Genomic DNA, 21,032 nt, shown 5'->3' on the forward strand with positions numbered 1-21,032 from the left:
CGCCGTCTAGACTTTGCCGGATACCGGTCGAAGCCACAGCGCGGCGCCCGCCAGCATCAACAGAACCGCCGCCCCAGCTGAAAAAACAAAAGGTGCCGTTCGTCCGTACACGGCAATCAGCCAGGCACCAAAGATCGGAAAAGACAGGACGGCCGCGAGCTGGGCACTTCGGATGGAGGTGCTGACCCGCCCCAGCAACTGTCGCGGGCAGAGGTTCTGCAGGTTCACGCCTGCTCCGATCGCAAATAATTCGTACCCGAATCCATTCACAAACCAGAGCGCCATGAGAAAAGGCTCGATGGATTTCTGCGGCACATACGAGACGACAAACGCAGTCACGACCAGCACGCATGAATAAACCAGCAAACCGCCGCGCATTAAATTCGCGACGGAATTTCGACCGATCACGACACGACGGACCAATATAGCCGCCGTGGCTGCGCCAAGAGCCGTTGACGACATGATCCAGGAATATGTTTCTCCACTGAATCCCAGAAAACTCAGATAGGCCGCAAGGTGGGGGTCATAGACAGCCAGCAGGGCGGATACTGCAACACTGGCCAGTGCGCCGAGAAGAAGCCCCCTCGGCAATCGCGTCATCAATCCAAATGCGGGCGTTGGCCGATCGGCTTCTGATGAACCCGCCTCCTCCAAGGCCTTGCACGTTTCCGGATCGCGAAGCAAGACTGCCGGCAACAAACCAGTAGCTGCAGCCATGATTGCCCCCGAAAACAAAAATACCATGGGCATGGCAAGCAGCTGGGTGAGCCCACCGGCGAACAGCGGAGCGGCGATTTTCGAAGCCTGGTCCAGCGCACTCAAATTGGCGTAATAGCGGGTGCGTGCATGCGCTGGCACCAAGCGCCGGGTCATGACCGAACTGGACGCCCAGTAGAAGGTGTTGGCAAGCCCCTTTGCAAACACCAGCGCCAGGAACGGATAAAGAGACGGGGCGAATGCAATGCATATCGTCAACGCCGTCCGCGCTGTCGCCCCGTACAGCATGATGATCTTGCTGTCGCCGCGATCCGTCAAAAATCCGACAAATGGCCCCAGCACGAGGCTAGGGATGGCAAACGCCGCAGCGACCAAAGCAATGTCCGCAGGAGGCGCGTGCCACAGGAACGATGGGATGGAAAATATGAGAAAAATATCCAGCCATTGAGAAGCGCCGCTCAGTGCCTGAACCACGAGCCAGCTTTTTTTGCAGATTCCCTGGTCGGCGCCGGCATCTTCCATTTCGTTCAAGCCGAATAATCAATCGTTTCCCGGCAATGGTGGCCGCTTCAAGCCACAGCACCGGCTCGTGTTCATTTCACGCGGCCTGTCTTCCCAACCAGGCTGCTGCACCAATCGACAGACAGCCACCATCATCGCGCCACACAAGTACCGCTCAGCCCCCTTCGCCCTCGCCCCGCCCCAGGTAATGCCGTGGCGTCTTGCCCATCACCCGCCGGAACATCGCCGTGAAGGAACTCGGGCTCTCGTAACCCAGGTCCATGGCCACCTTGTGCACCGGCGTGCCCAGCGACAGCCGGCGCAGCGCCTCCATCAGGCGCAGTTGCTGGCGCCACAGGGTGAAGGTCATGCCGGTCTGTTCCAGGAAGAGCCGGGTCAGGGTGCGCCGGCCCAGGGCGCCGAAGCGGGCCCAGTCCTCCAGGTCGCCCTCGCGGCCGGGGTCGGCCAGCAGGGCCTTGCAGATGCGCAGCAGGCGGGCGTCGCGCGGCATGGGCACATGCAGTGGCACCTGGGGGGCGGCGCAGATTTCGTCCAGGATCAGGCGCATCACCCGGCCGTCGCGGCCGGCCTCGTCGTAGAGCAGGGGGATGTCGATCGCCTCGATGATCAGCTGGCGCAGCAGCGGCGAGACCTCGATCACGCAGCATTCGCCCGGCAGGTTCGGCGAGGCATCGGGCTGGATGTAGAGCGAGCGGTTGGACACCGCCTGCCCCCGCGCATGCATCTCGTGCTCGATGCCGCCCGGCACCCACACCGCGCGGTTGGGCGGCACCAGCCAGGCGCCGGCCTCGGTGTGCAGGGTGAACATGCCCTTGACCGCATAGGCCAGCTGGGCGCGCGGATGGGAATGGCGCGGCACGATCATCGAGGGCTCGGGATCGTGCTCCACGATGATCATCGAGACCGGGCGCGGGATGTCCTGGTAGTCCTGGAAGACGACGCTGCGGGCGGGATTCGCTGGGTTCATGGCTGGGCCTGCGGGCACGCAAGAAGCACGCCCAAGTCAGTTTGGCCCGCGCGAAACAGAACTCGGCTCGATCCCGCCGGTGCCGCGCCAGGCCCCTGCCTACACTGATTTTCGCCATACGGCGGGCCGCCGGCAGCAGGCGGCGGCTCCTTCCCCACACGAGGATCAGCATGCACAAACGTGAGTTCAACAAGAGCCTGGTGGCAGCCGGCGCCCTGGGCCTGTTCGAAGCTTCTTTCGGCATTACCAAGGCCTTTGGCCAGACCCGCGGCGGCACGCTCAACTCCATCGTGCAGCCCGAGCCGCCGATGCTGAACCTGGCGATCAGCCAGCTCACGCCCACGCAGATGGTGTCGGGCAAGATCTTCCTGAGCCTGCTGACCTACGGCTTCGACCTCAAGCCCATGCCCAGCCTGGCCAAGAGCTGGACCATCTCGCCCGACGGCAAGACCTACACCTTCCACCTGGAGCCGGCCGCCAAATGGCACGACGGCAAGCCGCTGACCTCGGACGACGTGCTCTACACCGTCAAGGAATTCCTGCCGATCACCCATCCGCGCGCCAAGGCGATCTTCGGCCGCTGCGAGTCGATCACCGCGCCGGACGCCCACACCGTGGTCTTCAAGCTGGCCGAGCCCTTCGGCCCCTTCATCGGCGCCTTCGACATCTCCAACCTGCCGGTGATGCCCAAGCACATCTACGCCGGCACCGACATCACCAAGAATCCCAACAACATGAGCCCGATCGGCTCGGGGCCCTTCAAGTTCAAGGAATGGGTGCGCGGCTCGCACATCCACCTGGTGAGGAACGAGGACTACTTCAAGCCCGGCCTGCCCTACCTCGACGCCCTCATCTACCGCGTGGTGCCCGACGGCGCCTCGCGCGCCCTGGCCATCGAGAAGGGCACGGTGCAGCTCACCCAGTGGACCGACCTGGAGCTGTTCGACGCCCAGCGCATCGGCAAGCTGCCGCAGCTGGCCATGACCACCAGGGGCTACGAATACTTCGCGCCCATCATGTGGCTGGAGATCAACAACCGCACCGCGCCGCTGGACGACAAGCGTTTCCGCCAGGCGGTGATGCACGCCATCGACCGCAACGTGATCAAGGACAAGATCCTCTACGGCTTCGGCAAGATCGCCACCGGCCCGGTCAACTCCAAGACCCGCTTCTACGAGCCCAACGTGAAGAAGTACGACTTCTCCATCGCCAAGGCCAACGCCCTGCTCGACGAGATGGGCCTGAAGCCCGACGCCAAGGGCATACGCGCCCGGGTGCGCCTGCCGGTGGCGCCCTACGGCGAGATGGTCACCCGCACCTGCGAGTACATCCGCCAGTGCCTCTCCAAGATCGGCGTGACGGTGGTGCTGGAGTCCACCGACACCGGCAGCTACAGCCAGCGCATCGCCAACTGGGACTACGACCTGAACCTGCTCTGGCTCTACCAGTTCGGCGACCCGGCGCTCGGCGTGACACGCAACTACGTCAGCTCCAACATCCGCAAGATCATGTTCACCAACACGGTGGGCTACTCCAACCCGGAAGTCGACAAGCTGGCCGACGCCGCCGCGGTGGAGGTGGAGGACAGCAAGCGCCAGGCCCTCTACAGCAAGATGCAGCAGCTGATCGTGGAGGACGTGCCCATCGCCTGGCTGGTAGAGATGGAGTTCCCCACCATCTACGACAAACGCCTGCAGAACCTGGTGACCACGGCCATCGGCATCCACGAGAGTTTCGACACCGTGTACTTCAAGGCCTGAGGACGCGGGCGCGATGACCTCCCCGGTCGAACCCCAGCTGGCCGCCAGGCCCGAAGGCGCGCTGCCGGCGCCCATGGACCCGCAGATCCGCGAGTTCGTGCGTCGCATGTCGGCGGACGCATCGCAATACCCGCGGCGCGACACCGTCTCCATCGCCGAGGGCCGCGACATCGCCGAGAAGGTGCGGGCGCCCTGGGCCGCCGGCGGCCCGGCGATGGCGCGCACGGTGGAGCGCCACATCCCCACCCGCCACGGCGAGCTGCGCATCCGCATCCACCACCCGGCCGGGCAGCGCATGCCCGGCGCCCTGCTCTACATCCACGGCGGCGGCTTCGTGCTCTTCAGCGTGGACACCCACGACCGGCTGATGCGCGAATACGCCCACCGCGCCGGCATCGTGGTGGTCGGCATCGACTACACCCGGGCGCCGGAGGCGCGTTTTCCGCAGCCGCTGGAAGAGTGCATCGACGCCATCGAATGGCTGGCCGCGCATGCCGGCGAGATCGGCTTCGACCCCGCCCAACTCTTCGTCGGCGGCGACTCGGCCGGCGGCAACCTCACCATGGGCTGTGCCCTGCACTTCCGCGATGCGGGCCGCCAGCCGATCCGCGCCATGGTGCTCAACTACACCGGCTTCAGCACCAACCTCTACCGCGACTCCGTGGTGCGCTACGGCGCGGGCGACTACGGCCTCTCGCTGCACATGATGGTCTGGTTCTACCGCAACTACCTGGGCCGCCAGGAGGACTTCGCCGACCCGCGCATGAACCTGCTGGCCGCCGATGTGCGCGGCCTGCCGCGGGCCTGCCTGGTGATCGCCGAATGCGATCCGCTGTACGACGACAGCATCGACATGGTCGCCAAACTCGAAGCCGCGGGCGTGGACCTGTGGGCCAGGGTCTATCCCGGCACGGTGCACAGCTTCCTCGAAGCCGTCTCCATCGCCGAGGTGGCCAACACCGCCTTCGACGACACTGTGCGCTGGCTGCAGCAGCACGCATGACCGCCCTTTTTTTCTTCCCCTGACCCTGCCTCTCCCATGACGCCCACCGAACCCGGCCTGCTGGCCGACGCCGAAGCCCGCACCCGCCAGGAACTGGCCGCCCTCTACCGCCTGGTCGCGCATTTCCGCATGACGGACCTGATCGATACCCACATCAGCGCCCGCATCCCCGGCACGCCCGACCATTTCCTGATCAACCGCTACGGCGTGCTCTTCCACGAGATGCGGCCCGAGGACCTGGTGAAGATCGACCCGACCGGCAGCGTGGTCGAGGCCCGGGATTCCGCCGAGCCGGTCAACGCCGCCGGCTTCACCATCCACTCCGCCGTGCACATGGCCCGCCACGACCTGGCCTGCGTGATCCACACCCATACCGGCGACGGCATGGCCGTGGCCTGCATGGAAGAAGGCCTGCTGCCCATCACCCAGCACGCGCTGAAGTTCTACGGCCGGCTGGCCTATCACGACTACGAGGGCATCGCCCTGGACCTCGACGAGCGCGAGCGCCTGGTCGCGAGCCTGGGCCAGCACCAGGTGATGATCCTGCGCAACCACGGCCTGCTGGCCGGCGGCCGCAGCATTCCCGAGGCCTTCCTCAACATCTATTTCCTGGAGCGCGCCTGCCAGGCGCAGGTGAAGGCCCTGAGTTCAGGCCGCAAGCTGAGCCTGCCCTCGCCCGAGGTCTGCCAGCGCACGGCCGACCAGTTCAACCGCGAGGAAGGGCTGGAGCATGCGCAGCTGGCCTGGGATTCGGCGCTGCGGCTGATCGCCTGATAAGCCTGATCGCGCGGCGGCCTATTCGAGCTTGATGTCGGCCTTGCGGATCACCTCGGCCCAGCGCCTGGTCTCGGCCTGCACATAGCTGCCGAACTCGGCCGGCGTGGAGCCGGTGGGGATGTAGCCCAGGGGCTCGACCATCTTCTTGAACTCGGCCGACTTGAGCGTGGCGTTGATCTCGGCATTGAGCTTGTTGACCACCGCGGCCGGCGTGTTGGCCGGCGCCAGGATGCCGTACCAGCCGTAGACCTCGAAGCCCTTCAGGGTCTCGGCGATGGCGGGCACGTCGGGGATCAGGGGCGAGCGTTCCAGGCTGGTCACGGCCACCGGATGCAGGCGGCCGGCGCGGGCCATGCCCAGGGAGTCGGGGCCGGCGAACACGCTGGGGATCTCGCCGCCCACGGCCGCGTTGATCGAGGGGCCGCCGCCCTTGTAGGGCACATGCATCATCTTCACGCCGGCCGTGCTGGCGAACAGCTCGCCGGCCAGGTGGCTGGTGTTGCCGCTGCCGGCCGAGCCGAAGCTGAGCTGGCCGGGGTTCTTCCTGGCGTACTCGATCAGCTCGGGCACCGTCTTCGGGCCGAACTGGGGGTTGGTGTAGAGCACCAGCGGCAGCTTGGCCACCATGGAGACCGGCGTGAAATCCTTGGTGGAGTCGTAGGGCAGCGTCTTGTAGAGGCTGGGGTTGATGGCGTGCGCCGCCAGCACCATCACCAGGGTGTAGCCGTCGGGCTGCGACTTGGCGACGAACTGGGTGGCGATGGCGCCGCCTGCGCCGCCCTTGTAGTCGAGGATGACCGGCTGGCCCAGGCGCTTGCCCAGCTCCACCGAGAGCGGCCGGGCCACCGAATCCGCGGTGCCGCCGGGCGGATAGGGAATGACGATGGTGACCGGCCGGCTGGGGTAGTCCGCGGCCATGGAGGCCAGGGCCGTCAGTGCCAGGCCGGCGGCCAGCAGGGTTCTGCGAAGGTGGTTTTGCATGGTCTCTGTCTCTCGGTTTTCTTGGGGAATCTTCGGGATGGATCAGTGGCGCAGCACGGCGAGCTCGTCGGCCCAGTGCAGCGGCGCGCCGGTCAGGGCCTGCACCTGCTCGCGGCTGACGCCTTCGGCCAGGCCGCGCACCACGAAGCCGGTGCCGGGCACCACGTCGATGGCCACCAGGTCGGTGTGCACCGAGGTGACCACGCCGCAGCCGGTGAGCGGGAAGACGCAGCGCTCCAGCAGCTTGGGGCGGCCCTCGCGGGTGGTGTGCTCCATGGTGACGATGACGCGCTTGGCGCCGGCCACCAGGTCCATGGCGCCGCCGATGCCGGGCACGGCGCCCGCGTCTCCGGTGGACCAGCTGGCGATGTCGCCGTTGGGGGCGACCTGGAAGGCGCCGAGGATGGTGGCGTCCAGGTGGCCGCCGCGCATCATGGCGAAGGAGGTGGACTGCTCGCAGATCGAGGAGCCGGGCACCAGCTGCACGAACTCCTTGCTGGCGTTGATCAGGTCCACATCCCCGTCCTCGCCTTCGATCAGGCCGCGCAGGCCGAGGATGCCGTTCTCGCTGTGCAGGATGACCTCCTTGGCCGGGTCCAGGTAGCGCGCCACCAGGGTCGGGATGCCCAGGCCCACGTTGACATAGCTGCCGTCGGGGATCGAGGCGGCGACGAGCTGCGCCAGCCGGTGGCGCGAGAGTTTCCTGAGTTCAGCCATGGGAGTCCTTGCGTACCGCGCAGGCCACGAAGATGCCGGGGGTGACGACCGCGTCCGGTGCGATGGCGCCCAGGGGCAGCACGTCGTCCACCTGGGCGATGGCATGGCGGGCGGCCATGCACATGGTCGGGCCGAAGCCGCGGCCGGCCAGCCGGTAGGTGAGGTTGCCCCAGCGGTCGGCCTGGTAGGCGCGCACCAGGGCGAAGTCGGCGCGCAGCGGCTGCTCCATCACGAAGCCGCGGCCGTCGATGACCCGCTGCTCCTTGCCCTCGGCGATGGGCGTGCCGTAGCCGGTGGGCGTGAAGAAGGGGCCGAGGCCGGCGCCGCCGGCGCGCATGCGCTCCAGCAGCGTGCCCTGGGGCACCAGTTCCAGCTCGATCCTGCCGGCCTTGAAGAGGCCGGCGAAGACATGCGCGCCGGAGGACTTGGGATAGGTGCACACCATCTTGCGCACCCGGCCCGCGGCCAGCAGCGCGGCCAGGGCATGGTCGCCGGTGCCGGCGTTGTTGCTGATGATGGTGAGGTCCCTGGGGCCCTGTTCGACCAGGGCATGCAGCAGCTCGAAGGGCAGGCCCGAGTCGCCAAAGCCGCTGACCATGACGGAGGCGCCGTCGGTTATGCCGGCCACGGCGGCGCGCAGGTTGGGGGCGATCTTGTTGATCACAGCGCGGCCTCCGTCGACAGGATGGCGGTGGACTGGCTCGACAGCGTGGAGCCGTTGCCGTGCACCAGGGCCACGTGCACATCCGCCTGCTGGCGCGCGCCGGCATGGCCGCGCAGCTGCTCCACCGCCTCCAGCACCAGGAAGCTGCCGTACATGCCGGGATGGCCGAAGGACAGGCCGCCGCCATTGGTGTTGACCGCCAGCCGGCCGCCGGGCGCGATGCCGCCGTCCTGCACGAAGGCGCCGCCCTCGCCCTTCTGGCAGAAGCCCAGGTCCTCCAGGAACAGGATGACGTTGATGGTGAAGGCGTCGTAGAGGCAGGCCAGGTCGATGTCGGCGATGGACACACCCGCCATCGCCAGCGCCCGGGGGCCGGAGCGCGAGGCCGCGGTCACCGTCAGGTCCGGCATGCTGGAGATCTGCCGGTGCCAGGTCTCGCTGGCATTGCCCAGGATGTAGGCCGGCCGGTGCGGGCCGTCCTTGGCGCGTTCGGCCAGGCTCAGCACGAAGGCGCCGGCGCCGTCGGTGAGCAGGCAGCAGTCGCGCACGCCGAGCGGGTCGCAGACCATGCGGGCCTGGAGCACGTCCTCGATGCTCAGCTCGCCGCGGCTGAAGGCCCGCGGATTGAGCTGCGCCCAGCGGCGGGCCGCCACCGCCACTTCGGCGAGCTGGGCGCGGGTGGTGCCGTACTGGTGCATATGGCGGGCGGTGGCCAACGCATAGGCGCTGATCGGCTGCATCGGCTGGTAGGGGGTCTCGTAGGGCTGGGGGTCGAGCACCTGGCGCATCTTCGTGACCGCCGCCCGGTCCACCGTGCCGCTGCGCTGGGTGCTGCCGTAGCAGACCAGCACGTGCTTGCATTCGCCCGCCATCAGCGCCAGCACCGCCGGCAGCAGCTGGGCGATGAAGCTGGAGCCGCCGAGCATGGTGCTGTCCACGAAACTTGGCCGGATGCCGAGGTATTCGGCCACCGGCAGCGCCCACATGGTGGCCGAGCCGCTGCAGGTGCACAGGCCGTCGATGTCGGCCATCTTCAGCCCCGCGTCGGCCACCGCGCGTTGCGCGGCCAGCGACAGGATCTCCATCTCGCTGAAGCCCTTCGCATCGCCCATGCCGGCCATGCCGATGCCGGTGATCGCGGCGGCGCCGCGCAATGCCTTGTCCTGCGAATTCATACGCTGCCGCCTTGCGGGTGGAACACGACCAGCGCTGCGCCGGCATGCTCGACGAGCGCCGCCTGCACCCGGTCGCCGATGGCGACGCTCTCGGGCGCCACGCCCTCGACACGGCTCATCATGCGAAAACCCTCCTCCAGATCGACCAGGCACAGGTGCAGGTCGCCGCCGGCCGCGGGAGGCCGGCGCATCACGGTGGTGGAATGGACCACGCCGCGGCCGCTGGGCGCGAACCAGGCGTAGTCCGCCGAGCCGCAGGCCGGGCAGGCGGTGCGCGGGAAGAAGATGGCGCGCTGGCAGCTGTTGCAGCGCTGGACCTGCCAGCGTCCCTCGGCCAGCGATTGCGCGTAATGGGCATCGGGGCCCACGGCGCTCGGTGTGTGGTCGGTCGGCATAGGCATCAGATCGGGTCCCAGTTGACGACGTCGGGCGAGCGCTCCAGCGCGTAAAACTCGTGCTGCATGGCGGGCATCGCCACCTCGGCGATGGATTCGGGGGTCCAGCCCTCGCTGCGGTGCACCGAGCGCACCGGCCGCGGCTGGCTGAAGAGAAAGATCTCGTTGGCGCGCACGCCGAAGATCTGGGCATTGACCTCGCGGGCCGCATCGCTGGCCAGGAAGACGGCCATGGGCGCGATCTTCTCGGCGCCCATGCGCTTGAGTTTTTCCACGCGCGCCAGTTCCTCGGGGGTGTTGGCCGGGATCGAATCGGTCATGCGGCTCCAGGCGAAGGGCGCGATGCAGTTGGAGCGCACGCCGTAGCGCGCCATGTCCAGCGCGATCGACTTCGACAGCGCCACCACCCCCAGCTTGGCCGCCGAATAGTTGGCCTGGCCGAAGTTGCCGATCAGGCCCGAGGTGCTGGTCATGTGCACATAGGCACCCGAGCGCTGCTCGCGGAAATGCGGCGCCGCCGCGCGGCTCACGAAGAAGCTGCCGTGCAGGTGCACGTCGATCACCTCGCGCCACTCGGCCTCGCTCATGTTGAAGAAGAAGCGGTCGCGCAGATTGCCCGCGTTGTTGATCACCGCGTCGATGCGGCCGAACTGGTCGAGCGCGTTCTGCACGATGCGCGCGGCGCTGGCGGCGCCGGCGACCGAATCCCTGTTGGCCACCGCCTGGCCGCCGCTGGCGCGGATGTCGGCGGCCAGCGCTTCGACGGCCGACGCGTCGCCGCCCTCGCCCGCCAGCGACACGCCGATGTCGTTGAGCACCACCTTCGCGCCCGCCGCGGCCAGCCCCAGCGCGACGCCGCGGCCGATGCCGCCGGCCGCGCCGGTCAAGACCACCACCCTGTCCTGCAGACTCTGCATACGTCTCCCATGATTTATGTTCGAACAAATAATATGTTCGAACATATTTCAGGGTCAAGACGTCCGAGCCCCGGGTTTGCCCGGGGTCGGTAAAACAGCTCAGTCGTTCTTGACGGACTGGCGCTTGAGCACGGTGGAATAAGCCGAGCGATCGCCCGGATGCACACTCACCGCCACCTGGAACAGCTCGCGCGCCTGGTCGTAGTACTGGCGGGTGAATTCGAGCGCATGGGCATCCGGCGCCACGCCCAGCTGCGCGGCCAGGCCTTCGGGCACACCGATGGCGCGCACGGTCTGGCGCACCTCGCTCAGCACCCGGCCGGTGGCTTCGTGGATCAGGTCGGAGATCAGGCGCTGGTCGGTCTTCAGGCGGTTGCGGATCAGCGCGCCGTCGTCCTTGGTCACATAGACCGTCCACCAGGCCATGGGGAAGCCGGCCACGCCGGGCTCGGAGCGCGAGGCCTCGACCTGCATCCAGGCCGTGCCCGGGGCGCAGCCCAGGCGCGCGGCCAGCGCCTGGTCGGCGACGATGTTGCGGATGCTCTGGATCAGGCGGGCGGAATGGGCCGAGTACTGGATCAGCTCGTCGACCGAGGAGATCGTCGGCTCGTAGGTGGCCACCGGCGGATGCCGCGCCTCCACCCGGGTGCCGGCCCGCTTGCGCCGGGAGATGAGGCCCAGGCCCTGCAGCTTGTCCAGTGCCACCCGCACCGTGCCGCGGCTGACCTGGAAGGCCTCGGCCAGTTCGGTCTCGCCCGGCAGGTTGCTGCCGACCGGATAGGTGCCGGCGGCGATGCCGCTGACGAGTGCCTTGGCCACGGCGGCGTATCGCTGCTCCACGTTTGGAAAACTCCTCCGCTGTCCGCTCGGACGAAAGCGGGGATTCTATGCATGGCGGCGCGGGCGATTCAGGCCGACCGTGGCCATCAGCCCCAGGCCGGCGAGCAGCATCACCAAGTGCCGCGGTTCGGGCACGGCCGGCACGGCAGCCACCGAGATGCCGGACAGACGGTAATAACCGCCGTCATTCACGAAGCCGAATCGCAGGTCGGTGGATGTGGAACTGGCGACGATATCCGTCGAAAACGGCGTCTGGGAAAACACGGCCGCATCGATGGCACTGAAAATCGTGGCGCCGTTCCAGCCGACCTCGTAGGAGTTGCTGGCCGGAGTGTTCTGCGAGTTCTCCAGCAGGAATTCGACGTGGTAGGTGAGGCCCGGCGTCGTGGCGAGCGTCTGGTGGATGCCGCCGGCGGTATTGGCGGGGCCGAACCAGGCCTGCGACAGAAGGCCCGAGACGAAGGTCGAATCGGTATTGCCGAACTGGGTCCATCCGCTGAAATCGCCGGTGGCGAAATCGCCGTTGGCAACCAGGTTGGCGGCACAGAAGGCGCCATGGCCGGCAAACATCAAGGCTGCGGCGGCGATTTTGGGCAAAGCGCTTTTCACTGACAGTTTCACGTCGGCTCCTTTGGGGTTGTGGGCTCGCATCAATGCTAGCCAGCCCTCACATCCGACGTGCTGCCGCGCGCCCTCCATCCCATGGGCAATTGGTGCCAGCGGTGCAGCAGCGAAGAGGCCCGGATTCCGTGTAAGCGCGGACTTCAGGCGCCTATGCCCTCGACCGTCTGGCGGATCAGCTCGCGGAACCAGGTGTGGCCGCTGTCGGCGTCGTTGCGTGGATGCCAGGCGATGTCCAGCGTCAGCGCCAGCTCGATCGGCAGCGGCCGCGCCACGCAGTGCTCGGCGAAGCGCTGCGTGCCCATCCAGCGGCCGGGGATGGCGGCCACCAGGTCGGTGGAGGCGATCACCGGCAGCATGCCCTGCCAGCTCGGCACCCGCATCATCACGCGGCGGGCCCGGCCGCACTGGGCCAGCACGTTGTCGATGGCATTGCTGCCCACGCCGGTCACCTTCAGGTGCGGCTGGGCGAGGTAGGCGTCCAGGTCCCAGGGCAAGGCGGCGGCGGGATGGTCCTTGCGCATGATGACCATGAAGCGGTCTTCCAGCAGGCGCTGCGAACGCATGGGCGTGGCGGCGCGGGACTCGACCGACAGATGGATCTCCACGCCCTCGTAGGCGATCACGTCCGGCACCGGCTGGTCGCCCACGTACTGCACGGTCAGGCCGATGTCGGGCGCCGTGCGGCGCAGCGCCAGGCACAGGCGCGGCAGCAGCAGCTCGCCCACATAGTCGGACACGCTCAGGTGGAAGGTGCGCCGGGCTCGGGCCGGATCGAAACCCCGCTCCACGTTCAGCACGCTCTCGATCTGGCCCAGCGCCGCGCGGAATGCGGTGGCCAGTTTCACCGCCTCGGGCGTGGGCTCCATGCCGTGGGCGGTGCGCACCAGCATCTCGCCGCCGAAGGTCAGGCGCAGGCGCTTGAGGGCATGGCTGACCGCCGGCTGCGTCATGCCCAGGCGGGCGGCGGCGCGGGTGACGCTGCGCTCCTCGATCAGCGCCTCGAAGACCACCAGCAGGTTGAGGTCGATGCCGCGCAGGTTCATCGCAGCATTATTCATCCGGCGCATGTGGAGGATGCCAAACATTGACTTGAGGGATGGACAGCGCGGGCGAATACTCAAAAAGCAAGTCAACAAAAACGGAGACGCCGCACCGATGAACGCCCGCACCGAGATCCCCCATCCCGTGGACGCATCCGACACCTGCCCGCAGGGCATGGACATGGCCGAATGGCAGTCCCGGGTAGACCTGGCCGCCTGCTACCGCCTGGTCGCCCACTTCGGCATGAGCGACCTGATCTACAACCACATCACCGCCCGCATCCCCGGCACCGAGGACATCCTGATCAACCCCTACGGGCTGATGTACGAGGAGATCACCGCCTCCAGCCTGGTGAAGATCGACCTCGAAGGCCGCATCCTCGCCAACCCCGACCCGGCCTACGGCATCAACCCGGCCGGCTACGTGGTGCACAGCGCCGTGCATGCGGCACGGCCGGACGTGGGCTGCGTGATCCACACCCACACCCGCGCCGGCATGGCGGTGTCGGCCATGCGCTGCGGCCTGCTGCCGCTGGCGCAGACCTCGATGCGTTTTCACCGCATCACCTACCACGACTACGAAAGCGTGGCCCTGGACCTGGACGAACGCGCCCGCCTGGCGCAGGACCTGGGACAGGAGAACGCCATGATCCTGCGCAACCACGGCCTGCTGGCCGCCGGGCCCACCGTGGCGCAGGCCTTCAACACCCTCTACTGGCTGGAGCTGGCCTGCCGGGTGCAGGTGGATGCCTGCGGCAGCGGGCAGGAGCTGTCGATGCCGCCCGAGGCGGTGATCGCCAAGACCCACCACCTCTACCAGCCCGAGGCCCGCCGCCCCTACGGCGAGCTGGAATGGCCCGCCATGCTGCGCATGCTCAACCGCCGCGACCCGGGTTACCGCCAATGAGCGCCCTGGCCCCGCTGCCGCAGGCTGGCGCCATGAGCACCGCGCAACGTCCTTATCTGCCCTTCGACCCGGTCGTCGCCTCGCCGCGCCAGCGCCTGCCGACGGGCAGCTGCGACTGCCACTTCCACGTCTTCGAGGACCCGCGCCAATTCCCCCTGGGCGAACCGCGCACCTACACACCGACGCTGGCCACGCTGGACCACTACCGCGCCATGGCCCGCGCCGTCGGCCTGGAGCGGGCGGTGCTGGTGCACCCCAGCGTCTATGGCCGCGACCACCGCACTTTCGAGCGCGCGCTGGCCGCATCGCAGGACTGGATGCGCGGCGTGGCCGTGGTCTTCGCCGATACGGCGCAGGAAGACATCGCCCGCTGGCACGCCCTGGGCAGCCGCGGCACCCGCTGCAATTCCCTCTTTGCCGGTGGCGCGGAGGTGGGCGCGCTGGCCGCGGTGGCCGACCGGGTGCGGCCCTTCGGCTGGCATCTGCAGATGCTGGTGGATGTGTCCGCCACACCCGCGCTGCTCGGCCACGTGGCCGGCTTCGGCCTGCCGCTGGTGGTGGACCATTTCGGCCACCTGCCGATCGAACGCGGCGTGCAGGACGCGGGCTTCCGGAACCTGCTGGCCCTGCTGCGCGAGGGCAACACCTGGGTCAAGCTCTCCGGCCCCTACCGGCTGACGGCCACCCGCCAGGGCTTCGCCGACCTGCAGCCGCTGGTGGACCGGCTGCTCGATGCCAACCCCGACCGGCTTGTCTGGGGCTCGGACTGGCCGCACCCGGCGATCACGCCGCCGCCCATGGTCAACGACGGCGCCCTGGCCGATGCGCTCTTCGACTGGCTCGATGCCGACGCACGCCAGAAGGTGCTGGTCGACAACCCCACGCAGCTCTACTGGAAGGACTGAACCCGCGCCGAAAACCGCACGGCGCCCCCAGATCCCGGACACAGATCCGAGGACGGCAGACAACAGAGACAAGACCACAACAGGAGACAAGAACATGCAGATCCATCGCAGGAACATGCTCGTGCTGGGCGCGGCGACGCTGGGCGCCAGCGCCTTCGCCCAGAGCTTCCCGAACAAGCCGGTGACCCTCATCGTGCCCTTCGCCCCCGGCGGCAATATCGACATCGTGGCCCGGGCGCTCTCGGTGCCGCTGGCCAAGGCCCTGGGCCAGTCGGTGCTGGTGGACAACCGGGCCGGCGGCGGCGGAGCCATCGGCACCGCGCTGGTGGCCGCCGCCCATGCCGACGGCTACACCGTGCTGGTGGCCACGCCGGGGCAGATCTCCACCCTGCCGCAGATGTTCAAGACCCCTACAAGGTGGCCAACTTCCTGCCGGTGGGCGTGGCCAGCAAGACCTCGATGGTGATCACCACCCGCAAGAACGACAGCCGCTTCAAGACGGTGGGTGAATTCATCGCCTTCGCCAAGGCCAACCCGGGCCGCATCAACTGCGGCCATGCGGGGCCCGGCACCCCCAACCACCTCGCCATCCTGCAGATGGAGAACGCGGCCGGCATCCAGCTGAGCGCCGTTGCCTACAAGGGCTCCGGCCCGGCGCTGGTGGACCTGCTCGGCGGCACGCTGGATGCCGTGTTCGACCAGATCAGCAGCTCCATGCCGCACTTCAAGGCCGGCAACCTCCAGGCGCTGGCGGTGCTGGGGCCGCAGCCCGAAGCCTTGCTGCCGGGCGTGCCCACGCTGGCGCAGTCGGGCCTGCCGGAGTTCGATTCCACCACCTACGCCGGCCTGCTGCTGCCGGCGGGAACACCGCCCGCGGTGGTCGGCACCCTGGGCGCGGCGCTGAAGAAGGCGCTGGCCGATCCGCAGATGAACGCCAGCTTGAAGGAGCTGGGCAGCTCGGTGTACGACGCCGATGCCGCCGCCTTCTCGCGCATGCTGGTCAGCGAGGACCAGCTGGCGACGGCCATGGTCAGGGACGGCAAACTCAAGTCGGACTGAAGGACATGACCCACACACTGCGTGTCGGCGCGATCTCGCGCAACTACTTCAACATGCCGCTGTGGATCGCGCAGGACCAGGGCCTGTTCGCCGAACAGGGCCTGGACGTGGCCATCGAGCTGTTCGAGCCGATCGACGAGGTGACCACGCGCCTGAACGACGGCCGCCTCGACCTGGCCCTGGGCGTGACCGAACACGTGATCCTGGCGGCCGAGACCGGCGGCGACCTGACGGTGATCGCCGGCAACGTCAACCGCCTGCCCTTCTCGCTGATCGCCCGGCCGGAGATCCGCAGCGTGGAGCAGCTGCGCGGGCAGGTGGTGGGCGTGTCGTCCCTGCAGGCGGGCAGTTCCTCGCTGGTGATGAAGATGCTGACCGCCCACGGCCTGGAATGCCCGCGCGACTACACCCTGGAAGCCGTCGGTCCCATCCTCGCCCGCTGGGAGCGGCTGCAGCGCGGCGAGATCGCCGCCGGCCTGCAGGGCATACCGCTGAACTACATGGCGCTGGATGCCGGCTACCGCTCGCTGGGCGAGCCGCGCGAGCAGTTCCCCTGGTTCCAGTTCACCTCGCTCAATGTGTCCGCGCGCTGGGCCGGGGCGCATCGCGCCGAGACCGAGGCCTTCGTACGGGCCTGGGTGGCGGCGCATGCCTGGTTCTACGGGCATCCAAAGGAATGCACCGCCATCGCCATGCGCCACACCGGCATTGACGAAGGCTATGCCGAGCGGGCCTGGCGCGACTACACACAGGACGAGATCTTCCCCCGCGACGGCGCGGCCGACCCGCGCGGCATCCAGACCCTGATCGACATCAGCGCCCTCATCCGCGCCCTGCCCGGCCGCGCGAAGACCCGCGCCGAGGATTACATCGACGGCCGCTATCTCGAAGCGACGCGGCAGGCGGCGTGATGACCGGAGCAGCCATCGACTATGGCGACGAGGCGCGCATCGGCGTGATCGTGCCCTCGGGCAATGTGGTCGCCGAAGCCGAGACCCACGCCATGCTGCCGGCCGGCGTGCGGGCGCTGTTCACCCGCCTGCCCCTGCGCAGCACGGCCGAGGCCGAACTGCTGGCGATGGCCGCGCAGGCGGAAGGCGCGGCCGCGCTGCTGGCCGATGCCCTGCCGGCGGTAATCGCCTTCCATTGCACGGCAGCGACCACCTTCAGCGACGCCATCTCGCGGCAGGTCGGCGCCGGCCTGCAGGCGGGCTCGCGCGGCATCGCCAGCTTCCAGACGGGCGAGGCCATCGTCGCCGCCCTGGCCGCGCTGGGCGCCCGCCGCATCGTGCTGCTGACGCCCTACCCCGCCGAGGTCAACCGGCGCGAAGCCGCGTACCTGGAAAACCGCGGCATCGAGGTGCTGGCAGAGAACGGCCTGGGCATCGCCACCAACACCAAGATGGCCCGCCTGCCGCCGCAGGCCTTCATCGACCAGGCGCTGCGCCATCGCCATCCGCAGGCCGAGGCTTACTTCATCAGCTGCACCGCCATCCGCAGCGCCGGCTGCATCGCGCCGCTGGAGCAGGCGCTGGGCCGGCCGGTGATCACCAGCAACCAGGCGCTGGTGTGGCAGGCCTTGCAGCGTTGCGGCGCGGCAGGCCGCGTGGCGGGCTACGGGGCCTTGCTGGGCGGCTAGCCGCCGGCTCACTCGGCCTGCACGTTCGCGGCCTTGATCACCTTGTCCCACTTCACCATTTCGGACTGCAGCTGCTTCTGCAGCGATTCGGGAGTGACCTTGTCGGGCGACACGATCTCGCTGCTCAGCTCGGCCAGGCGGGTCTTCACGTTGTCGTCCTGCAGCGCGGCGCGCAGGGCGGCGTTGATCTTGCCGATGTGCTCCTTGGGTGTGCCCTTGGCCACGTACATGCCGTGCCAGACCTTCACATCGAAACCCTTGAGGCCCTGCTCGTCCAGCGTCGGCAGGTTGGGAAAACTCGCCAGGCGCTGCGGCGTGGTCACGCCGAAGACCTTCACCCGGGTGCCGTCCTTGATCACCGGGCCGGTGGAGGTGGTCTGGTCGCAGAGCACATCCACCTGCCCGCCCATCAGGTCGTTGAGCGCGGGGCCGGCGCCCTTGTAGGGCACCTGCGTGGGGGTCACGCCGACCTGGCTGGTGAAGAGCAGCGCGCACAGCTGCGACACGGCGCCGATGCCGGCATGGGCCATCGACACCTTGTCGCCGTTCTTCTTCATATAGGCCAGCAGCTCCTGGAAGTTGGCCACCGGCAGGTCCTTGCGCGAGAGCAGGGTCATCGGCACATCCATCACCTGGCCGATGTAGTCGAAGTCCTTGAGCGGATCGAATGTGAGCTTCTTGTAGAGCGCCGGCGCGGTCGCCATGCCCATGTGCTGGAAGAGCACGGTGTAGCCGTCCGGCTTGGAGCGCGCCACCCGTGCGCCGGCCAGGGTGCCGCCGGCGCCCACGGTGTTCTCCACCACCACCGTCTGGCCCAGCGACTTGCCCATGGGCACGGCCAGCACCCGCGCCACCACGTCGGTGGGGCCGCCGGCCGAATAGGGCACGACGAGGGTGACGGGTTTGTCGGGCCAGCTGCCCTGGGCCTGCGCGGGGGCCAGGCAGGTGGTGGCCGCGACGGCGATCAGGGCCAGGGCGGTGCGGATGCTCGTTTGTTTCATGCTCTTTGTCTCCTTGATGGTTCTTGTGGAAAACAGCTCAGGCGGCTTGCTGCGCCGCTGTCGGCCCGCACAGGGCATCGATGGCGGCCTCGTCCAGGCCGGCCTCGCGCAGCAGCGCCCGGCTATGTTGGCCGACATGCGGCACCGGGTCCATGCGGGCTTCCCAGCGGTCGCTGCGGCCGGGGGGCAGCAGGGCCGGGATGTCGCCGGCCGGGCTGCCCACCTGGCGCCAGCGCTGGCGCGCCGCCAGCTGCGGATGGGCCCAGAGCCCAGCCATGTCGTTCATGGTGGCGTTGGCGATGCCGGCCTCGTCCAGCCGGGCCAGCACCTGGGCGGTGGAGAGTTCACAGAACGCCCGCACGATGATGTCCCGCAGCGCCTCCCGGTTGGCGTTGCGCCTGGCATTGGCATCGAAGCGTTCGTCGCCGGCCAGCGCCGTATCCAGCAGCACGTGTTCGCAGAAGAGCTTCCATTCGCGCTCGTTCTGCAGGCCCAGCATCACCGTGCCGCCGTCGCCGGCCGGGAACGGTCCGTAGGGGTAGATGCTGGCGTGCGCCGCACCGGCACGCGGCGGCGGCGCGGCGCCATCGAAGGCGTAGTACATGGGAAAACCCATCCACTCGGCCAGCGACTCCAGCATCGAGATGTCGATATGCGCACCCTCCCCCGTCGTGCCCCGGCGCAGCAGCGCGGCCAGGATGTTGGAGTAGGCGTACATGCCGGCGGCGATGTCGGCGATGGAGTTGCCCGACTTGCAGGGCTGCTCCGCCGTGCCGGTGACCGAGAGGAATCCCGCCTCGCTCTGGATCAGCAGGTCGTAGGCCTTCTTGTCGCGGTAGGGCCCATCGGCGCCGTAGCCCGAGATGTCGCAGACGATGAGCCGCGGGAACTCGGCTTTCAGCGCCTCGTAGCCCAGGCCCATGCGGGCGGCCGCGCCCGGCGCCAGGTTCTGCACCAGCACATCGGCCTTGGCGATCAGGCAGCGCAAGGCGGCGATGGCCTCGGGCTGCTTCAGGTCCAGCGCCAGGCTTTCCTTGCTGCGGTTGGTCCAGACGAAATGCGATGCCTCGCCCTTAACCCGCTGGTCGTAGGCGCGGGCGAAGTCGCCGGCGCCGGGCCGCTCCACCTTGATCACCCGCGCGCCCAGGTCGGCCAGCTGGCGGGTGCAGAAAGGCGCGGCGATCGCATGTTCCAGCGAGACCACGGTGATGCCTTGCAGGGGCAGTGTCATGTACAGCCTCCTAGAAGGAACGCGGCAGGCCCAGCACATGCTCGGCCACGTAGCTCAGGATCAGGTTGGTGGAGATGGGCGCCACCTGGTAGAGCCGGGTCTCGCGGAACTTGCGCTCCACGTCGTATTCGTTGGCGAAGCCGAAGCCGCCGTGGAACTGGATGCAGGCATTGGCCGCCTCCCAGCTGGCCTTGGCCGCCAGGTACTTGGCCATGTTGGCCTGGGCGCCGCAGGGCTGGTGGGCGTCGAACAGGCGGCAGGCCTCCCAGCGCATCAGGTTGGCCGCCTCCACCTCGATGTGGGCCTCGGCGATGGGGAACTGCACGCCCTGGTTCTGGCCGATGGGGCGGCCGAAGACCACCCGCTCCTTCACGTACTTCGTCACCCGGTCGATGAACCAGTAGCCGTCGCCTATGCATTCGGCGGCGATCAGGGTGCGCTCGGCGTTCAGGCCGTCGAGGATGTACCTGAAGCCCTTGCCCTCCTCGCCGATCAGGTTCTCCGCCGGGATCTCCAGGTTCTCGAAGAAGAGTTCGTTGGTCTCGTGGTTGACCATGTTGGGGATGGGCCGCACCGTCATGCCGGTCTTCTCGGCCTCGCGCAGGTCGACCATGAAGATGGACATGCCCTCGGACTTCTTCGTCACCTCGGCCAGCGGCGTGGTGCGGGCCAGCAGGATCATCCAGTCGGAATGCTGCACCCGGCTGATCCAGACCTTCTGGCCGTTGACGACGTATTTGTCGCCCTTCTTCACCGCGGTGGTCTTGATTTTGGTGGTGTCGGTGCCGGTCGTGGGCTCGGTCACGCCCATGGACTGCAGCCGCCATTCGCCGCTGGCGATGCGCGGCAGGTAGAACTGCTTCTGCTGCTCCGAGCCGTGGCGCAGCAAGGTGTTCATGTTGTACATCTGGCCGTGGCAGGCGCCGGAGTTGCCGCCGCTGCGGTTGATCTCCTCCATCACCACCGAGGCTTCGGCCAGGCCCAGGCCGGAGCCGCCGTATTGCTCGGGGATCAGGGTGGCCATCCAGCCGGCCTGGGTGAGGGCATCGACGAACTCAGCGGGATAGCCGCGTTTCTCGTCGACCTTGCGGTGGTATTCGTCGGGGAAACGGGCGCAGAGGTCGCGCACCGCGTCGCGGATGTCGGCGTACGGGTCTTCGGTGGTCGTGGTCTTGGTCATGGGAATCCGGA

Annotated in this window: 23 protein-coding genes; 9 read left to right on the forward strand and 14 right to left on the reverse strand. The window is 68.1% G+C overall.

The window, feature by feature from the left end; genetic code table 11:
* Positions 1-6: 6 nt before the first annotated feature.
* Both GT347_RS01835 and GT347_RS01840 read right to left on the reverse strand, forming a co-directional pair.
* Positions 7-1,239, reverse strand: a complete 1,233-nt coding sequence (locus GT347_RS01835) for an MFS transporter (RefSeq protein ID WP_229722875.1) — start codon at positions 1,237-1,239, stop codon at positions 7-9.
* A gap of 154 nt (positions 1,240-1,393) precedes the next feature.
* Positions 1,394-2,206: an AraC family transcriptional regulator gene (locus tag GT347_RS01840; protein ID WP_160550359.1), complete on the reverse strand. Its 813-nt coding sequence runs from the start codon at positions 2,204-2,206 to the stop codon at positions 1,394-1,396.
* Between the two features lie 170 nt (positions 2,207-2,376).
* Here GT347_RS01840 and GT347_RS01845 point away from each other — a divergent pair, with 170 nt between their 5' ends.
* From GT347_RS01845 to GT347_RS01855, 3 genes are read left to right on the forward strand one after another with little or no spacing between them, the layout of a single operon-like run.
* A complete protein-coding gene (locus GT347_RS01845; protein WP_160550360.1) occupies positions 2,377-3,966 on the forward strand; it encodes an ABC transporter substrate-binding protein in 1,590 nt (529 codons plus the stop codon).
* Positions 3,967-3,979: 13 nt separating this feature from the next.
* The gene (locus tag GT347_RS01850; RefSeq protein WP_160550361.1) at positions 3,980-4,969 is read left to right on the forward strand and encodes an alpha/beta hydrolase; all 990 of its coding nucleotides are present in this window, start codon (positions 3,980-3,982) and stop codon (positions 4,967-4,969) included.
* A gap of 36 nt (positions 4,970-5,005) precedes the next feature.
* Positions 5,006-5,743, forward strand: coding sequence for a class II aldolase/adducin family protein (locus GT347_RS01855; RefSeq protein WP_160550362.1), 738 nt, complete (start codon positions 5,006-5,008; stop codon positions 5,741-5,743).
* Positions 5,744-5,764: 21 nt separating this feature from the next.
* On the opposite strand, the gene GT347_RS01860 is transcribed toward GT347_RS01855, so the two are convergent.
* From GT347_RS01860 to GT347_RS01900, 9 genes are all read right to left on the reverse strand, one after another.
* On the reverse strand, positions 5,765-6,727 hold the full coding sequence (locus GT347_RS01860) for a tripartite tricarboxylate transporter substrate binding protein (RefSeq protein ID WP_160550363.1): 963 nt from the start codon (positions 6,725-6,727) through the stop codon (positions 5,765-5,767).
* Positions 6,728-6,769: 42 nt separating this feature from the next.
* Positions 6,770-7,444, reverse strand: coding sequence for a CoA-transferase (locus GT347_RS01865; protein WP_160550364.1), 675 nt, complete (start codon positions 7,442-7,444; stop codon positions 6,770-6,772).
* A complete protein-coding gene (locus tag GT347_RS01870) occupies positions 7,437-8,108 on the reverse strand; it encodes a 3-oxoacid CoA-transferase subunit A (protein WP_160550365.1) in 672 nt (223 codons plus the stop codon). Before GT347_RS01870 ends, GT347_RS01865 begins: the two co-directional genes overlap by 8 nt.
* On the reverse strand, positions 8,105-9,283 hold the full coding sequence (locus GT347_RS01875) for a thiolase (RefSeq protein WP_160550366.1): 1,179 nt from the start codon (positions 9,281-9,283) through the stop codon (positions 8,105-8,107). The genes GT347_RS01870 and GT347_RS01875 overlap by 4 nt, the downstream gene beginning before the upstream one ends.
* Complete coding sequence (locus GT347_RS01880; protein WP_326830379.1) at positions 9,280-9,684, reverse strand: Zn-ribbon domain-containing OB-fold protein; 405 nt, start codon at positions 9,682-9,684, stop codon at positions 9,280-9,282. The genes GT347_RS01875 and GT347_RS01880 overlap by 4 nt, the downstream gene beginning before the upstream one ends.
* Positions 9,684-10,595, reverse strand: coding sequence for an SDR family oxidoreductase (locus GT347_RS01885; protein WP_160550367.1), 912 nt, complete (start codon positions 10,593-10,595; stop codon positions 9,684-9,686). Before GT347_RS01885 ends, GT347_RS01880 begins: the two co-directional genes overlap by 1 nt.
* A 99-nt stretch (positions 10,596-10,694) precedes the next feature.
* Complete coding sequence (locus tag GT347_RS01890; protein WP_160550368.1) at positions 10,695-11,435, reverse strand: GntR family transcriptional regulator; 741 nt, start codon at positions 11,433-11,435, stop codon at positions 10,695-10,697.
* Positions 11,436-11,480: 45 nt separating this feature from the next.
* A complete protein-coding gene (locus GT347_RS01895) occupies positions 11,481-12,056 on the reverse strand; it encodes a PEP-CTERM sorting domain-containing protein (RefSeq protein ID WP_160550369.1) in 576 nt (191 codons plus the stop codon).
* Between the two features lie 143 nt (positions 12,057-12,199).
* Positions 12,200-13,117, reverse strand: a complete 918-nt coding sequence (locus GT347_RS01900) for a LysR family transcriptional regulator (RefSeq protein WP_229722608.1) — start codon at positions 13,115-13,117, stop codon at positions 12,200-12,202.
* Between the two features lie 157 nt (positions 13,118-13,274).
* Here GT347_RS01900 and GT347_RS01905 point away from each other — a divergent pair, with 157 nt between their 5' ends.
* From GT347_RS01905 to GT347_RS01925, 6 genes are all read left to right on the forward strand, one after another.
* A complete protein-coding gene (locus tag GT347_RS01905; protein ID WP_229722876.1) occupies positions 13,275-14,006 on the forward strand; it encodes a class II aldolase/adducin family protein in 732 nt (243 codons plus the stop codon).
* Positions 14,007-14,038: 32 nt separating this feature from the next.
* A complete protein-coding gene (locus GT347_RS01910) occupies positions 14,039-14,911 on the forward strand; it encodes an amidohydrolase family protein (protein WP_160550372.1) in 873 nt (290 codons plus the stop codon).
* A gap of 94 nt (positions 14,912-15,005) precedes the next feature.
* Positions 15,006-15,377: a Bug family tripartite tricarboxylate transporter substrate binding protein gene (locus GT347_RS27820; protein ID WP_268236188.1), complete on the forward strand. Its 372-nt coding sequence runs from the start codon at positions 15,006-15,008 to the stop codon at positions 15,375-15,377.
* Positions 15,329-15,970 (forward strand): tripartite tricarboxylate transporter substrate binding protein, encoded by a 642-nt coding sequence (locus GT347_RS01915; protein WP_268236189.1) that lies wholly within the window; start codon positions 15,329-15,331, stop codon positions 15,968-15,970. The genes GT347_RS27820 and GT347_RS01915 overlap by 49 nt, the downstream gene beginning before the upstream one ends.
* Before the next feature lie 5 nt (positions 15,971-15,975).
* Positions 15,976-16,881, forward strand: coding sequence for an ABC transporter substrate-binding protein (locus GT347_RS01920; protein ID WP_160550373.1), 906 nt, complete (start codon positions 15,976-15,978; stop codon positions 16,879-16,881).
* The gene (locus GT347_RS01925; protein ID WP_160550374.1) at positions 16,881-17,609 is read left to right on the forward strand and encodes a maleate cis-trans isomerase family protein; all 729 of its coding nucleotides are present in this window, start codon (positions 16,881-16,883) and stop codon (positions 17,607-17,609) included. The genes GT347_RS01920 and GT347_RS01925 overlap by 1 nt, the downstream gene beginning before the upstream one ends.
* 8 nt (positions 17,610-17,617) lie before the next feature.
* On the opposite strand, the gene GT347_RS01930 is transcribed toward GT347_RS01925, so the two are convergent.
* From GT347_RS01930 to GT347_RS01940, 3 genes are read right to left on the reverse strand one after another with little or no spacing between them, the layout of a single operon-like run.
* Positions 17,618-18,610 carry a tripartite tricarboxylate transporter substrate-binding protein gene (locus GT347_RS01930; protein WP_160550375.1) on the reverse strand — a complete coding sequence of 331 codons (993 nt, stop codon included), beginning with the start codon at positions 18,608-18,610 and terminating at the stop codon, positions 17,618-17,620.
* Positions 18,611-18,647: 37 nt separating this feature from the next.
* Positions 18,648-19,841: a CaiB/BaiF CoA transferase family protein gene (locus GT347_RS01935; RefSeq protein ID WP_160550376.1), complete on the reverse strand. Its 1,194-nt coding sequence runs from the start codon at positions 19,839-19,841 to the stop codon at positions 18,648-18,650.
* Positions 19,842-19,851: 10 nt separating this feature from the next.
* Positions 19,852-21,021 (reverse strand): acyl-CoA dehydrogenase family protein, encoded by a 1,170-nt coding sequence (locus GT347_RS01940; RefSeq protein WP_160550377.1) that lies wholly within the window; start codon positions 21,019-21,021, stop codon positions 19,852-19,854.
* Positions 21,022-21,032: the final 11 nt, after the last annotated feature.

The organism is Xylophilus rhododendri, from assembly GCF_009906855.1.
GTDB lineage: Bacteria > Pseudomonadota > Gammaproteobacteria > Burkholderiales > Burkholderiaceae_C > Xylophilus > Xylophilus rhododendri.

What these genes read in the sequence shown, in the direction of transcription:
- GT347_RS01835 (WP_229722875.1), bottom strand. Translation starts at nt 1,239, where the DNA reads ATGGAAGATGCCGGCGCCGACCAGGGAATCTGCAAAAAAAGCTGGCTC.
- GT347_RS01840 (WP_160550359.1), bottom strand. Translation starts at nt 2,206, where the DNA reads ATGAACCCAGCGAATCCCGCCCGCAGCGTCGTCTTCCAGGACTACCAG.
- GT347_RS01845 (WP_160550360.1), top strand. Translation starts at nt 2,377, where the DNA reads ATGCACAAACGTGAGTTCAACAAGAGCCTGGTGGCAGCCGGCGCCCTG.
- GT347_RS01850 (WP_160550361.1), top strand. Translation starts at nt 3,980, where the DNA reads ATGACCTCCCCGGTCGAACCCCAGCTGGCCGCCAGGCCCGAAGGCGCG.
- GT347_RS01855 (WP_160550362.1), top strand. Translation starts at nt 5,006, where the DNA reads ATGACGCCCACCGAACCCGGCCTGCTGGCCGACGCCGAAGCCCGCACC.
- GT347_RS01860 (WP_160550363.1), bottom strand. Translation starts at nt 6,727, where the DNA reads ATGCAAAACCACCTTCGCAGAACCCTGCTGGCCGCCGGCCTGGCACTG.
- GT347_RS01865 (WP_160550364.1), bottom strand. Translation starts at nt 7,444, where the DNA reads ATGGCTGAACTCAGGAAACTCTCGCGCCACCGGCTGGCGCAGCTCGTC.
- GT347_RS01875 (WP_160550366.1), bottom strand. Translation starts at nt 9,283, where the DNA reads ATGAATTCGCAGGACAAGGCATTGCGCGGCGCCGCCGCGATCACCGGC.
- GT347_RS01880 (WP_326830379.1), bottom strand. Translation starts at nt 9,684, where the DNA reads ATGCCTATGCCGACCGACCACACACCGAGCGCCGTGGGCCCCGATGCC.
- GT347_RS01885 (WP_160550367.1), bottom strand. Translation starts at nt 10,595, where the DNA reads ATGCAGAGTCTGCAGGACAGGGTGGTGGTCTTGACCGGCGCGGCCGGC.
- GT347_RS01900 (WP_229722608.1), bottom strand. Translation starts at nt 13,117, where the DNA reads ATGAATAATGCTGCGATGAACCTGCGCGGCATCGACCTCAACCTGCTG.
- GT347_RS01905 (WP_229722876.1), top strand. Translation starts at nt 13,275, where the DNA reads ATGGACATGGCCGAATGGCAGTCCCGGGTAGACCTGGCCGCCTGCTAC.
- GT347_RS01910 (WP_160550372.1), top strand. Translation starts at nt 14,039, where the DNA reads ATGAGCACCGCGCAACGTCCTTATCTGCCCTTCGACCCGGTCGTCGCC.
- GT347_RS27820 (WP_268236188.1), top strand. Translation starts at nt 15,006, where the DNA reads ATGCAGATCCATCGCAGGAACATGCTCGTGCTGGGCGCGGCGACGCTG.
- GT347_RS01920 (WP_160550373.1), top strand. Translation starts at nt 15,976, where the DNA reads ATGACCCACACACTGCGTGTCGGCGCGATCTCGCGCAACTACTTCAAC.
- GT347_RS01925 (WP_160550374.1), top strand. Translation starts at nt 16,881, where the DNA reads ATGACCGGAGCAGCCATCGACTATGGCGACGAGGCGCGCATCGGCGTG.
- GT347_RS01930 (WP_160550375.1), bottom strand. Translation starts at nt 18,610, where the DNA reads ATGAAACAAACGAGCATCCGCACCGCCCTGGCCCTGATCGCCGTCGCG.
- GT347_RS01935 (WP_160550376.1), bottom strand. Translation starts at nt 19,841, where the DNA reads ATGACACTGCCCCTGCAAGGCATCACCGTGGTCTCGCTGGAACATGCG.
- GT347_RS01940 (WP_160550377.1), bottom strand. Translation starts at nt 21,021, where the DNA reads ATGACCAAGACCACGACCACCGAAGACCCGTACGCCGACATCCGCGAC.